13 protein-coding genes and 1 pseudogene are annotated in these 13,613 nt (G+C 63.4%); 3 read left to right on the forward strand and 11 right to left on the reverse strand.

What is annotated here, in order from left to right; all coding sequences use genetic code 11:
• Positions 1–58: 58 nt before the first annotated feature.
• The 10 genes and pseudogenes from QE397_RS00115 to QE397_RS00155 all read right to left on the reverse strand — a co-directional run bounded on the left by QE397_RS00115 (position 59) and on the right by QE397_RS00155 (position 10,289).
• Positions 59–658: a TetR/AcrR family transcriptional regulator gene (locus QE397_RS00115; RefSeq protein ID WP_307090845.1), complete on the reverse strand. Its 600-nt coding sequence runs from the start codon at positions 656–658 to the stop codon at positions 59–61.
• 44 nt (positions 659–702) lie between these two features.
• Positions 703–1,125, reverse strand: coding sequence for a WhiB family transcriptional regulator (locus QE397_RS00120; RefSeq protein ID WP_307090846.1), 423 nt, complete (start codon positions 1,123–1,125; stop codon positions 703–705).
• Entirely contained in the window at positions 1,074–2,537 is a 1,464-nt protein-coding gene (locus tag QE397_RS00125) for an aldehyde dehydrogenase (RefSeq protein WP_307090849.1), read from the reverse strand. The genes QE397_RS00120 and QE397_RS00125 overlap by 52 nt, the downstream gene beginning before the upstream one ends.
• Positions 2,538–2,636: 99 nt before the next feature.
• The gene (locus tag QE397_RS00130; RefSeq protein WP_307090851.1) at positions 2,637–4,043 is read right to left on the reverse strand and encodes an MFS transporter; all 1,407 of its coding nucleotides are present in this window, start codon (positions 4,041–4,043) and stop codon (positions 2,637–2,639) included.
• A gap of 29 nt (positions 4,044–4,072) precedes the next feature.
• Positions 4,073–4,321, reverse strand: a complete 249-nt coding sequence (locus tag QE397_RS00135; protein WP_307090854.1) for a Zn-ribbon domain-containing OB-fold protein — start codon at positions 4,319–4,321, stop codon at positions 4,073–4,075.
• Between the two features lie 15 nt (positions 4,322–4,336).
• Positions 4,337–4,501: pseudogene (locus QE397_RS21730) on the reverse strand (zinc ribbon domain-containing protein); the annotation flags it as partial.
• A 13-nt stretch (positions 4,502–4,514) separates the two neighbouring features.
• Positions 4,515–5,699 carry a thiolase family protein gene (locus tag QE397_RS00140; protein WP_307090856.1) on the reverse strand — a complete coding sequence of 395 codons (1,185 nt, stop codon included), beginning with the start codon at positions 5,697–5,699 and terminating at the stop codon, positions 4,515–4,517.
• A 30-nt stretch (positions 5,700–5,729) separates the two neighbouring features.
• The gene (locus tag QE397_RS00145; RefSeq protein WP_307090858.1) at positions 5,730–7,976 is read right to left on the reverse strand and encodes an acetate--CoA ligase family protein; all 2,247 of its coding nucleotides are present in this window, start codon (positions 7,974–7,976) and stop codon (positions 5,730–5,732) included.
• Complete coding sequence (locus QE397_RS00150) at positions 7,921–9,153, reverse strand: acyl-CoA dehydrogenase family protein (RefSeq protein ID WP_307090860.1); 1,233 nt, start codon at positions 9,151–9,153, stop codon at positions 7,921–7,923. The genes QE397_RS00145 and QE397_RS00150 overlap by 56 nt, the downstream gene beginning before the upstream one ends.
• Positions 9,150–10,289, reverse strand: coding sequence for an acyl-CoA dehydrogenase family protein (locus QE397_RS00155; RefSeq protein ID WP_307090863.1), 1,140 nt, complete (start codon positions 10,287–10,289; stop codon positions 9,150–9,152). Before QE397_RS00155 ends, QE397_RS00150 begins: the two co-directional genes overlap by 4 nt.
• 168 nt (positions 10,290–10,457) lie before the next feature.
• On the opposite strand from QE397_RS00155, the gene QE397_RS00160 reads away from it, so the two are divergent.
• Together QE397_RS00160 and QE397_RS00165 are read left to right on the forward strand one after the other, a co-directional pair.
• Positions 10,458–10,940 carry a MaoC family dehydratase N-terminal domain-containing protein gene (locus QE397_RS00160; RefSeq protein WP_307090865.1) on the forward strand — a complete coding sequence of 161 codons (483 nt, stop codon included), beginning with the start codon at positions 10,458–10,460 and terminating at the stop codon, positions 10,938–10,940.
• A 27-nt stretch (positions 10,941–10,967) separates the two neighbouring features.
• Positions 10,968–11,417, forward strand: a complete 450-nt coding sequence (locus QE397_RS00165; RefSeq protein ID WP_307090867.1) for a MaoC/PaaZ C-terminal domain-containing protein — start codon at positions 10,968–10,970, stop codon at positions 11,415–11,417.
• A gap of 57 nt (positions 11,418–11,474) precedes the next feature.
• Here the strand turns inward: QE397_RS00165 and QE397_RS00170 are convergent, their stop codons facing one another.
• Positions 11,475–12,131, reverse strand: a complete 657-nt coding sequence (locus QE397_RS00170) for a TetR/AcrR family transcriptional regulator (protein WP_307090869.1) — start codon at positions 12,129–12,131, stop codon at positions 11,475–11,477.
• A 604-nt stretch (positions 12,132–12,735) separates the two neighbouring features.
• On the opposite strand from QE397_RS00170, the gene QE397_RS00175 reads away from it, so the two are divergent.
• The gene (locus tag QE397_RS00175) at positions 12,736–13,545 is read left to right on the forward strand and encodes a VOC family protein (RefSeq protein WP_307090871.1); all 810 of its coding nucleotides are present in this window, start codon (positions 12,736–12,738) and stop codon (positions 13,543–13,545) included.
• Positions 13,546–13,613: the final 68 nt, after the last annotated feature.

The following is a 13,613-nucleotide window of genomic DNA, read 5'->3' on the forward strand; positions in this document are numbered from 1 at the left end:
CGCCGACGACCGCCGACGACCGCAGCGCCGATCGGTACTCAGTCCACGACCAGGCCGGTCATGGTTCAACGTGATTGAGCACTACCTCCGCAACGCCGACCATGGCCGCTTTCGCTATCGCAATAAATGCGTGGTGTGTTCGGATGTCCGAACATGCTCTATAGTGCTGCACGAGTATGCCATCAATGGCACCTACAACAATTCCAACATCAATTTTGTTGCACGGAACTCCGTATTGGCGCTCGAATGCGGACCCCAGCGCGCTAATGTGGTTTGCCGACAGCCGCAGAGACCCATACGCCAGCTCGGGATTGGCGAGAAACATGGCGTGACGATGATGCCACAGTTCGGGATCGACGTGTTCAGGTTCTGCGGTCAGCCAAGCGATGATGGCGGCAACTACGCAACCGCCCGATGCCAACTTCTCGATTGCTTTAGTGAGCCGCTCAGATGCCTCGTCACAGGTCGCGAGAGCAATATCATGTTTACTCGCAAAATAATACGAAACAGTGCGCGGTGCTAGGTTAGATGCGGACGCCACTTCTGCTACCGATGTCTGATGATAGCCGTTTTCGGCAAACAGCTTCATTCCAGCCAGATGTATTGCTCGTCTGCGGCGCGCCGCGTTGCGCTCTCGATTCGAAATCGGATCAGACATGTGGTTCGAGAACCTTCACGTGTAGGTTTCGAGAAAGGCAGTTGCTAGCCGAACTTTCGATTTTTGGCACGTGCACGAACATTGTGTGCCGTGTATTCCCACCGGCGCTTACTGCGTTCCTCCGGCTTGAGGCCGCCCCAAATACCGTATGGCTCGTTGCATATGATGGCATGCTGTCTGCAGGTCTGCAGGACGGGGCATCCACTACAGATCTGCTTTGCGAGAGCCTCGGACGACGGATCCTCCGCGAAGAATGGGTCGCAGGCATGATTTCGGCAGGATCCGTGTAGTTGCCAGTCCCAATGTGTTGTAACCGGGACCGGCAATCGGACTGTACGCTCTTGCACATCTGCCTTTCTGAGTGCTGGTGAAGCTGGACGGTCCTTTCGTGTGTCGACCTTACAGCCCTTCTCAGTCAGAGTTTGAGCCAAATGTTTTTCGGCTGCGTGAATTCGCGGACACCCCACTTTCCACCCAATCTGCCGAAGCCACTTCCTTTGACGCCGCCGAAGGGAACGGAGGCCGGAATCCCGGTGCAATCGTTGATCCATACATTGCCGGCCTGTAGTTTGTCGGCAACTCTATGTGCACGCTCCAATTTGTGCGTGTAGACATAACCGGCCAACCCGAATTCGGTGTCGTTGGCCATCGAAACTGCTTCTGTTTCGTTCGTGAACCGGAGGATGGAGAGGACCGGGCCGAACACTTCGTTCTGGGCGATGTAGGAACTGTTCGGCACGTCGGCGACGATGGTCGGCGCGAGGAAGAATCCATCCGCCAGATCGTCTCCCATTCGATGGCCGCCCGTGACGACTCGTGCTCCGCCTTCGGTGGCGCGGTCGATCATTCCCAAGATGCGGTCGCAGGCCTGTTCGTTGATGACCGGACCCATCACGGTGGTCTTGTCGTACGGGTCCCCCATGGGGATGTGTTCGATGGTTTTCTCGGCGGCGGCGACAACGTGGTCGTATATCCCGTCTTGCACCATCAGGCGTGTCGCGTTGATGCAGCCTTGTCCGGACATGTTGATCAGGCCCGACAGCAAGGCTGGGACGGTGGCGTCGACGTCGATGTCATCGAAGACCAGTGCTGCGGACTTGCCGCCGAGTTCCAGTCCGACCGGGGTCATATTGGCCACCGCGTCGGTGACGATGCGCTGAGCAGTCGGTCCGCTGCCGGTGAAGTGGATTTTGTCGATGCCAGGATGCTTGACCAGCTCGGTGCCGCCCTGAGCGCTGGCCACCAGGATATTGATCACGCCCGGCGGGATTCCGGCTTCCAGCGCCAGCTCACCGAGACGTGTCGGGGAGTACGGCGTGAGTTGCGAGGGCTTGATCACCACGGTGTTGCCGGCTGCCAAAGCGGGTGCGGCGGTCATGGCGCAGCCGATTAGAGGGCCGTTGAAGGAAATGATGACGGCGACGACACCGTAGGGTTTTTCTACGGCGTAGTCCAAGTTGGATCCCGGCCAGGTGGGTATGACACTGCCTTCGAGGCGGTCGGTCCAGCCGGCGTTGTAGCGAAACAGCTCCGCAGTGGCCGGAGCACCGTGCGCGGTGACCATCATGGGTGTGCCGTTGTCGATCGTCGTGAGGTGCGTAAGGCGTTCGGAGTCCGCTTCGATGAGGTCCGCGAGACGGTGCAGTAGCCTGCGCCGTTCGGGAGGTGCCATTCTTTCCCAGATTGGCTGCGCCGCTCGCGCTGCGCGAACGGCGGCGTCGACTTCGTGTGCCCCGGCGAGGGGAATCAAACCTGTGACGGATCCGTCGCCGGGGTATCGGTGTTCGACCGCGCCCCCCGAGGAATCCTCGACTCGGTCCGCGCCTATCACCAGTCCGGTGCCGGGCAGGCGAGTGATGTCGGGCTTGATTATCGTCATGGTGGTGCTCCTGTTCGCGGGCAAAGGATGTTCGAACGAAGGCTCGGGGGTGTGGGTTTCGCCGGTGCGGTCTCAGGCGCGCGGCTGGCGGGGTTCGGGTCAGGACATCGCGGCCGACTCTGATCCGGAGTCGGCCGAGGTGGTCGGCCGAGCTGGGTATTTGGGGATGAAGGTGGCCAGAGCGAGCGCGACGACAGCCACCATCAGGCCGGCCCCGAGGGTGACGCGGAAGGCGGCTTCGGTCGCCACGGCTGCGCCCCCGACGTTGGTGGTCGCATGGGCCAGGATGGCGCCTGTCACGGCCGCACCGATGGCGGTGCCGAGTGACCGCACCAGGGTGTTGAATCCGTTGGCCGCAGCGGACTGGGACCGATGCACCGATGACAGAATCAACGCCGGCATGGATCCGAAGCACAGTCCTACACCGGCGTTGATGATGATTGCCGCGGACATCACGCCCCAGGTGGTGCTCAGAAGGGCCTGGGCGATGCCGTATCCGACAATCAGCACCGTCGTTCCCCCGAGGAGGACGGCTTTAGGCCCCAACAGGTCGATCAGCTTTCCGCCCAGCGGTGCGACCGCGACGACGATAAGACCACCAGGGAGCATCCACAGCCCAGCGGCGAGCATTGATTGTCCGAGACCGTGTCCGGTGCTGAGAGGAGCTTGAAGAAGCTGGGGGACGACGAGCATCGACGCATACATCGAGAATCCGACGAACAACGACGCAGCGTTGGTCAGCAGTACTCGTGATGTTGTGGCCGCGCCTATGTCAATGAGCGGAGACGAAAAACGTCGTTCCCATCGCCACCATAAGAGGAGTGCGACGATGCAGACTGCCGCAGCACCGAGCACGGCCGGTGACACCCAACCCCATTCGGCACCTTTGGACACGACGAGCAGCAGTGAGACAAGTCCGACGCCGAGCAACACTGCCCCGAGGAGGTCGAAGCGGCCCGTCGGATCTCCCGCAGGCGCGGCCGGGATCAGGCGCCACACCAGAAGTGCCACCGCCGCGGTGGCTACGGCTGCGCCCCAGAACAACGCACGCCAGTCTGCGTACTCCGCTACGGCAGCCGAGATCGGCAAACCGAGGCCTCCTCCGATACCCATTGAGGCACTGACCAGGGCAATCGACCTGTTCAGACGGTGAGGGGGGACCACATCGCGCAGCAACGCGACACCCAAAGGGATGATGCCCATCCCCACCCCTTGGAGCCCTCGGCCGACGATGGCGGGAAAGAGAGACTCCGACAGGGCACACAAGATCGACCCCGCGATCAGTGGGACCGTACAGGCGAGTAGCACAAACTTCTTGCCGTAGAGATCCCCGAGTCGCCCGGTCACCGGAACCGAGACCGCACCGGCGAGCAGTGTCACCGTGACGATCCAAGCGGCTCCTGCTGCTGTGGTGTTGAAGATCGTCGGTAGCGCCGGCAGCAAGGGGGTGACCAAGGTCTGCATTGCTGCGGCCAACGAGCCCGCGGCGGCGAGGGTCAGAACCACGCCCCTCGCCGCCGCGGTGTGGTGAGAACTCACGCTGGGCCGACTCTCCAGAGCGTTGTGTCCTCGCCTTCAATGTCCTCGAACGCTATCCGGACCGGCATACCGATTCGCAGCTCTTCGTTGGGAATGTCGACTGTATTGGCGAGGAGCACACAGTGCTTGGGGTCCTCCGCGAGCGCCGCGGCCACCAGCGCATATGGGGCTTCTTCCTGGAACGGTCCAGCTCCGCGGTGGACCAGGGTGAAGCTGTAGACGGTCGCATTGCCGCTGGCTTCCACCCACTCGAGATCTTCGGAGAGACAATTTCTGCACGCGGGGTACGGAATCCAGGAGTGCCGACCGCAATCGCGACAACGCGGAAGCAAGAAGCGGTGCTCGCGTAGCGCATCCCAGAATTCTCTGTTGCGGGGTGTGCGGTCGGGGATGGGCTTGAGGTACGGCTGGGTTGACGACGACATAATCTGCTCCTGGTTAATCGACACCGAGAATGACCGAACTGGACAGGCCGTGCACTGCGTAACCCTGCTGATGTGCGAGCCCGATCTTGGCGTCTGCGACCTGTCGGTCACCGCATTCGCCGCGCAACTGGCGCACGGTTTCCACCACGAACAGTCCTGACGGGTCTCCGCAGTGACTTCCGGAGAGGAGTCCGCCGTCGGTGTTGGTCGGGAGCTTGCCGCCGAGACGGGTGTGGCCGGCTTTGACGAAGTCAGCGCCCTCCCCGAGGGCGCAGAAGCCCATCTCCTCGTAGTTGCGGACCGCAGTGATGGTGAAGCAGTCGTAGCTGCCGAAGTAGTCGATGTCGTCGCGGGTCACCCCTGCCTGCTCGAACGCACGGTCAGCGGCGCGTCGGACAGAGCGACCGCCTTCGGGGAACCAATCGCCGTCCTGAGTGAGGTAGAGGTCGGTGTGCACCGCTTCCGCACCGCCGAGTACGTAGACGGGCTTCTTGGCGCCGTCACGTGCGCGTTCGGCCGTGGTGACGACGACTGCGTAGCCTCCGTCGTTGTCCAATGAGCAGTCGAGCAAATGCATCGGTTCGGCGATCATGCGGGAATTCACCACATCGTCGACCGTAATTTCCCCCTTGCGGCCCATCACCGATTCGGGGTTCAGCGTTGCGTGGTACCGGTCGATGACTGCGACCTCGGCCAGATCCTCGCTGGTAACACCGAATTCGTGCATGTAGCGCTGGGCCCACAGGGCGTAGAACGGAACCATGTATGCGCCCTGAACGCTCCACGACCACTCCGGAACGCGCGGTGCTCGTCCGGTCGAGACGGTTCCTCGCGGGCCGAGGAACTGACCAGCACGACCGTAGAACAGGACGGCGACTTCGCACAGTCCCGAGCTGATCGCGCTGGCGGCCTTCGCGATCTGCCCGGCGGAACCGCCGACGCTGATGTAGTCGATCGGGTGCCCACCGAGCTGCTCGGCCCAGAACTGGTGTGTGTCGGTCGCTCCGGCTTGCGCATCATGGTGGTTGGAGAACGGCAGCGTCAGTAGCCCGTCGATGTCGCTGAGCTGCATGCCGGCCTCGGCAATGGCGCCCTTGATGGCTTCGAGTTGGAGGGAGAAGCCGGTGCGGTCCGGGAGCTTGCCCTGCTTGGTGCGATACACGCCGGCGATGGCCGCTTGGCGTCGTGGAAACGTCATCGATACTCCTCGGTCGATATGTCGAATGAGCTAGCTGGAGACGGCGGTGGAGGTGCGTTCGTCGTTCGACGTCGCGGGCCGCACGAAACACAGCGCGTCCACGGCGGCGAACCCGTCGTCGGTCACCAGCAGCGGGTTGATGTCGAGTGAGTCGAGCCACTCCGTCGATCCCGCTGCCAGGTCGCCGACGCGCACCAGAATGTCCGCGAGGGTCTCGAGGTCCCACGGCTTACGTCCGCGCAGACCGTGCATGATCTCGACGTCGTCGAACTCGGCAAGCAACTCGAGCGCGTCCCGTCGATCGAACGGTGCCAGCAGTCCGCCGACACGCTTGAGAACTTCGACGAAGATCCCACCGAGGCCGAACACCACGAGGGGGCCGAGTTCGGTGGACTGAACGCCGACGAACGCCTCGCCATGAGAGGGGACCATCGGTTGGACGGCCACGGTCGTGGGCAGGTTCTCGGCGTCCGCGAGGTGTCGCATCTTGCCGATTGCCTCGGTCAGACCGTCGGAGTTGATGTTGAGCAGAACTGCTCCGTGATCGCTTCGATGGGCTACGTCGGCCAGTTTGACCACGTACGGTCCCGCGAACGTCAAATCCGCGTCCCGTTGGGCCTCGCCGATCACACGGAACGGTGCGACGGGAATCGATTGACGGTCGAACAGTTCGCTGGCGTCGGCGAACGAGAGCATGTGTGATCCGCGCTCGATCACCGGGGTGCCGTCCGGGCGGGGAATCAGATGCACCGTGTGTTCCTGCTGTGTTGCTCGGCCGGCGCGCGCGGCGAACTGTCCCAGGGTGGCCATGCCTTGCAGCGTCTGGCGAGGGCCCCACCCCGCTGCCACTGCTGGGTTGGTAGCGACAAGGTCTTGGGCCCACTGCCCCAGGGGGCCCGCGCAGCTTGTCACGAAGGCGGGCTTGCCGTACTTCTGGGCGCCGGCGACGAACGTTTCCAAAGCGTGTCGCCCGCCCGCTTCGTCGGCGTCCGAGAGTGGGTGGACGAAGATGCAGGCGTCGATGTCAGCGGATGACATGTACATGTCGATGATTTGAGGCCAAACGGTGATACCGAACCCCGTTGCATCCAGCGGGTTGGGTACCGATGATCCTTGCAGGTTCTCGGCCAGCCACGGCCGGAAATCGTCCAGGGCGGGGAGAGTGAAGCCGAGATCGCCGGCCAGGTCGGCCGTGAGCGAGGCAAAGCCGCCGGTGAAGCTCAGGACCGCGAGACCCTGGATCTTTCGGCGGTACTCGGTGCCCAGTTGCTCGAGGACGGCAAGGCGGTCGATCAGCTCGTCACAGTCGTACGCCAGATCAACTCCGGCTTGACGGAGGGCCACCTCGTAAGTCCAGGCGTCACCGGTCAGTGCTCCGGTGTGCGAGGCCGCCAGTTCGCGTGTTCGCTCACTACGCGCAAGTTTGATTGCTACGACGGGCTTCCCTTGGCTCAGTGCACGGCGAATGGCGGAGAAGAACTGTTTCGGCCGCCGCACCTTCTCGATGACGAGTCCGATTGCGGTCGTGTCGGGGTCGTCGGCCAGGTAGTCGACGTAGTCCGCGAGATCGGTGAACGCTTCGTTACCTGCGGAGACCAGCAAGTTCAACCCGATCGAGCGGCGCTCCCATGCAGCCATCGATACGCCGTTGATGAGGGCCCCGCTCTGTGACACCACCGAGATGCCTCCGGGCCGCCGCTGGTGGTCGGCGGCGATGGCGAGACTGATCTGTCTGGGTACGTTGATCATGCCGAGACAGTTGGGCCCGATGACCGCAAAACCGCCGGCTTCAGCAGCGGTTACCAGGCGGCGTTGCAGTTCGCCGCCGGCCGGGCCCACCTCACCGAATCCGCCGGCCACGACGACCAGGCCTCCGATGTCAAGGCCCACGGCGGACTCTGCGTACTCGACCGAGCGAGCCGCGTTGGTGGCGAGATAGAGCGCGTCGATGGGAACGGGTATGTCGGCCAGCGATGCGTACGTCGGCCGTCCGTCCACCTCGGGGTGGCGCGGGTTGACGATGTAGATCTCGACGTCTGAATGGACCAAGGTCCGGCGCACGGCTTCGAGGTACGGCGAGCCGTCTCGAACGCCGACGATGGCAACAGTGTCCGGTTTGAGCACTCGATCGAGTGCACTGCGGGTGGCGAGGGATGGAGTGACCATCCTTACTCCTTTTCCTGGTGGGGTTGACGCGTTGTTCTCGGCGTGCGCGGGTGCGTCATCGAGATTGGCGGACCTCGCGGAACGGCAGATCCTTGTCGGGTGCAGGTTCACGGGGCATGCCGAGCAGTCGCTCGGCGATGATGTTCCGCGCCATCTCGGTGCTTCCGCCTCCGAGGCTCGCGCTCTGCCGTGAGAGGTAGTTGCGGGACCAGTGCCCGACTTCGTCCTGTGCGTCACGTGAGACGCCGATCGATCCGGCCAGGTTCAGCCCGGCGTCGAACTCGGCTTCGAATGCCTCGGCGTGATACAAGCGGCCCAGCGTCATGCCGACTTCGGGCAGACGGCCGGCAACGACCTCGCTGTGGAGGTACTTCACCAGAGCGCGATGTACCACGTGCGATGTCTCGACCGAGCCGATGATGTCGCGCACCCAATCCTGGTCCGCGATGCCGAGCGCACCGGCCAGTTCGGGCAGCGTCGCCTGCGGTTCGCCCGGCCCCGGTCCGTCGTCCGAGTAGTTCTTTCCGCTCATGAACGGTGAAGCACCGGACACCGCGAGTCGCTCCTGATGGAGGAGACGGTTGACAACACTCCAGCCGTCGTCGACCTCACCGACGACAGCAGAGTCCGGTACGAACACTTCGTCGATGAATTCCTGGCAGAATTCTTTGACGCCATTGACCATCTCGATGGGCTGAACGTCCACGCCTTCCTGGTGAATAGGGAAGACGAACATGGTCAAACCCCGGTGCTTGGGTACATCCCAGTTCGTGCGGGCCAGGCACATCGCATAGTCCGCCGCGTCCGCTCCGGAGGACCAGATCTTCGATCCGCTCAGAACCCAACCGTTTCCGCGGCGGTCCGCTCGGGTCAGTACGCCCGCGAGATTCGACCCACCGTTGGGTTCGGAGAGGAACTGGCAGAAGAGGAGTTCACCACTGATCATGCGAGGAAGCAGGTCCCGCTTGATGTCTTCGCTGGCGACCTCGAGCAGAGTAGGCCCGCAGATGGTCAGAGTAGGGAAATTGACGGGGACGGGCATCTCGTACGGCGAGGCTTCGTCATTGAATGCGGCTTGGTACTCGAAGCCGAGTCCCTGCCCGCCGTACTCGCGCGGGTAGCACAACCCGGCGAACCCGCCCTGGTGCAGTTTGGCCTGCAGTTCGCGAACGCGTTCCCATTTGCCGACCGAAACGGTCGCCGTGTCGCCCCGGTCGCTACGGAGGGGCATGTTCTCCGCGAGCCACGTACGTGCGCGGCCACGGAAGTCGTCCAGTGTTTCGCTCACTTCTTCTCCTCGAAGACGATGTCGGCGATCGCGGAACGGTGTTCGCGAGGTGATCCATACATTTCGCGAGCCACCATGGCCCGCCTGAGGAACAGGTGGAGGTCGTGTTCCATGGTTTGGCTGATGCCTCCGTGGAGCTGGCAGCAGTCCTGCATCATGCGAACCGAGGACTCCCCCACGAAGGCCTTGGCGGCGCTCACCACCTTGGCTGCGTCAGGGTGGGCGTGTTGCGTTGCCCGCACAGCAGCAGCCAGCACGGCGCGGGACGCATGCACGGCGAGCGCTGCATCCGCGTAGCGGTGTTTGAGAGCCTGGTAAGAGGCCAAGGGGCGACCGAAGGAGAATCGATCGAACGCCCATTGCAGCGTGAGATCGAAGACCTTGCCCATCGCGCCTACGGCTTCGGCGACCTGTAGTACGTTCATCACCTGCATCTGATGCGAGACGACGGCGACTCCGTTGTCGGGTGCAACGACCAGCGCTTCGGTGGGCAACTGCAGATCCACCAATGACACGTCCGCGTAGTTGCGGACGAAGTCGACCGAACCGCGGGCCCGAACCGCCACGTTCGCATGGTCGGTGGGAACCAGGAACTCGGCCACGCTGTCGCCGGTGCGGGCCACCACAAGCAGAACGTCGGCTTCGGCGCCGAACTCGACGGAGCGGATCTCTCCGTCGAGTCGCCACTGTCCGTCGGTGGTTCGTTCTGCACGAACGGCGGGTTCGAACGGGCGCCAGGCGGGACCGGGAGCGTGAACAGCCCACGCGGCCACGCGCTCGCCGGAGAGGATGCTCTCGATCGTGTCGTCGTGACCGGCTTCCGCGTCCGCGTGGGCGAACCCTGCGATCACCGCGCTGGTGGAATTGAGTGGACCGGGGGCGGCGTGGGCTCCCGTCAGCTCCGCCACGGCCGCGAGATCGACCAGGCCTTCACCGGATGGGCTGTCGCCGCCGAGGGATGCCGGGGCGAGCAACATCGTCCACCCGAGCTCGGCGGCCTGGCTCCACCACGCTCGGTCGAGCGTCGACCCCTCGGCGTGCATCGCCCTGACCGTGGGGATGGATCCCCGGCGTTCGAGGAATGTGCGGGTGGAGTCGAGAAAGAACTGAAGCTCCGTATTCACGTCTGCTGGCATCGATCATCCCTCTGGTGAGCCTGGTGGCCTTCGGTGTGACTCGTAGCGTCGCACTCAGGACACCTGTTGTCAAAAGGTTTACCGTAAGCTTTTCTATAGTGGATGTACGGAGCCCCGTTGGTGGGGCGGCCGACCGTGACAACGAAAGGGCGCTGCATGACCACACCATTGACCGACGCGATGAGAGCCGGCGTCGGCGCCGTTCTGGCGGTGCGTACCTCCCACCCGGTGGATGCCTCAGCCATTCGTCGGTGGGCCATCGCGGTGTACTGGCCGCAAGATCCGCCGGCTCGATTCCTGGGCGGTCGCGACAAGCTCGTGGCGCCGGAGGAGTTCAACCCCTTCGCCTGGAGTGTTGCCGAGCACCGCACCGAACATCCGGCACCCGATCCTGCGGATCCGGATCGAATCGAGAAACTGCTCGGCGTCGAGGGGCCGGGTTTGCGTACTCAACTCAACGGCGGAGTGGTGGTCACACACACGGCCCCCATGTGCGAAGGCGATGTCATCACCGGCACTGACCGTCTCGTGGACTACTCGGTGCGTGAGGGCAAACGCGGGCCGATGCTGATGACGACAACCGAAGACACTTGGGTGAACCAGACGGGAAGCGTCGTGCGGCGCACGTCGATGACACTCATCCGCTACTGACCGGCACCCAACGAAGGAGCATCATCGATGAACACCGATTCGTCTACTGCGCAGTCGATGTCGACATTCACATGCGACGTGGGGGCCGTGCTGCCCGGCTTTGTACGAGACACGGGACTAGCGGTGTGGGGGCGATACGCCGCCGTGAACGACGAGTTCGTCCCCATCCACATGGACAACGAAGCAGGACGCGCTGCGGGTATGCCCGGCGCTTTTGGAATGGGCAACTTGCAGATTTCCTACATGCATTGCTTGTTGCGTGACTGGCTGGGCCCGATGGGGCGGATTCAGAGCGTGTCCGCGCGGTTCCGCAAGCCCAACCTTGCCGGACGCGTGACCGCCGCGGGCGTGGTCACCGAGGTCAGGGGCGAGGCGGACGGTCAGGTCGTCACCGTGGAGCTGACCGTGACCGACGAGCTGCAGGACGTTCTCTCCGCCGGCACGGCTACCGTTCTCGTCACCGGCGGGGCGCACTGAGTTGACCGTGCCGACGCCGGCGCGCTCCGATCGGAGCGCGCCGGCGGTGCGGACAGGTCAGTTTGGAGTGTTCGTGGCCGCCAACCGCCGTTCTGCGTCGTCGAGGATCATCTCCAGCCCGAATTCGAAGCTCGTGTCGCCGGTGGTGTCGATGATGATCGACCCGCTTGCGGCCAATCGTGCGAGCAAGGGAGTGTCGTCGGGGTTCAACAGGCGCAATTGTTCGGGTCCGACAGGCGGCGTGCCACTGACGGTCCGAGCGCGCTCGGTGACAGTGAAACCGCGCGTGAGCATCGACAAGGCGGAGTGGATATGCCATGCGGTGTCGAGGTCGAATCCCGCGCGAACCAGAAACGCGAGCAGGTGCTCGACCTGCGCGTAGACGAAGTGAGTGGTTCGGCGACTGTAGTCGCTGTTGTGGCTGAGCATCAGGTCTGTCACAAGACTGTCTTCGCTGTACACCTCGCGCTGGCGACGGAACAGGGTGTGCAGATAGTCCCGCCAGTCCTCCGGCTCGTAGTCGCGAACGGACGGTAGTTTCTCGTGGATCGAACGCACGGCCGCAGCGTGCATCTGACGAAGGAGATCGTCCTTGTTCTTGTAGTACCAGTAGATGCTCGTCACCCCGACGCCCAGGTGGCGGGCAAGATTCGGCATCGACAGCGCATCGAGACCGTCGCGGCGTGCCAGCGCGAAAGCTCCGTCGATGATCATGTTGGCGTCGATGGAACCGCGTGATCGCCGGGTCCGAGTCGCAGGCTTGCTCATGATCGGACCCCTTGAATCGAATGTCGCTCGGTCTTCGTCTCGGCGCCTGTTGCGCGATGCGCTACGTCGTCGATCGGCAAACGATATCGCAGCAGGCGAAAGAGGCGATGCCATACCACCCACGCGGATCGACAGCCCCGACGAGCCTCCGCACGGACAACGGGCACGCCAACAGTAAGCATTACGGTAAGATGTTCTTTCGAGGTGACGGCCAGTTTGCCGGCGTCGCCTTTCCTTCCCGGTTCCACCTCGAGGGCGCTTCCAGGCGCCGCCTCTTGCCGCGCCGCGGCCACCATCGACAGGATTCGACATGACCGAACCCGACCCCAATCGAACCGCGACCAACAACGACGAGTCAACGCGCTCGGAGGTCACTTTGCGCGACCGCATCAACAGGGTGGCGTACATCGTCGTCAACGTGTCCGATCTGTCACGTTCTCGCGCATTCTACGAATCGGTGACTCCTCTTCGGCCCCTCTCCGAATTCACCGCTCCCCCACAGTCGTTCCGTGGTCTCGGACTCGAACGCGGGAGCTTTCGCGCGTGTGCAATGACGGATGGCAACGGTACATTCGCCACTGAGATCCACCTGGTCGAATGGACCTCTCCACGCACCGACGGGGAGGCGTACCCGATCTTCTGGCACATCGGCCTGGCCAAGATGGCGTTCGTCATACCGGGAGCGAAGGCGAAACTGGCCGAGCTCGCCGCACACGACATTCGACCGACCAACCGAGACATCTATCGCAACTACGTCTCGGTCCTCGACCCCGACGGTACCTGCGTGTCGTTCGCCGGCCTGTCGTACGAGGGCATCGAACCGGCATTCGCGCCCAGGTTGACCCATGTGAATCCGTCCGTCACGGACATCGGGAAAGCGATGCAGTTCTACGGTCACTTCCTCGGCCTGGACCTGGCCTACGAGAGTCGGCCCTGCGAACCCATTCCGTCGTCACAGGGTCCCGGCAGCGACATTGCCCAGTGGGACAGCCACCTCTACACCGCGCGGGGCGACGCGCGTGTGCATATCGACATCTCCGAGCTGAGCTTTCCGCCCCGCACACCGGATCAGTGCCGGCCGTACCAGTCGGCCACGAACAGGGGCATTGCCCGCATCGGTCTCGAAGTCGACGATCTCGATCGCGTCCACGACATCGTGACGGCCGCCCGCGACACCGGCGTCGAGCTCGAAATCATGGCACCCCCGGAGGAGTGGGACCTCGGCGAACGAGGAAGGAGCCGGGTTCTGTGCATCACCGACCCCGACGGGATTCGTCTGGAGTTCGTCGAGAAGCCGCGCGTGGCACCCATCGACGGCTGCCGTAACCCTGTCAATCCGGCACCGGTCAGGGCCTACTGAGACCCCGGGGTGCGCGAACGAACGAAGGGCGGTCACAGCACTTGCTGTGACCGCCCTTCGTTCGTTCG

This window comes from Rhodococcus sp. SORGH_AS_0301 (assembly GCF_030818285.1).
Taxonomy (GTDB): domain Bacteria; phylum Actinomycetota; class Actinomycetes; order Mycobacteriales; family Mycobacteriaceae; genus Rhodococcoides.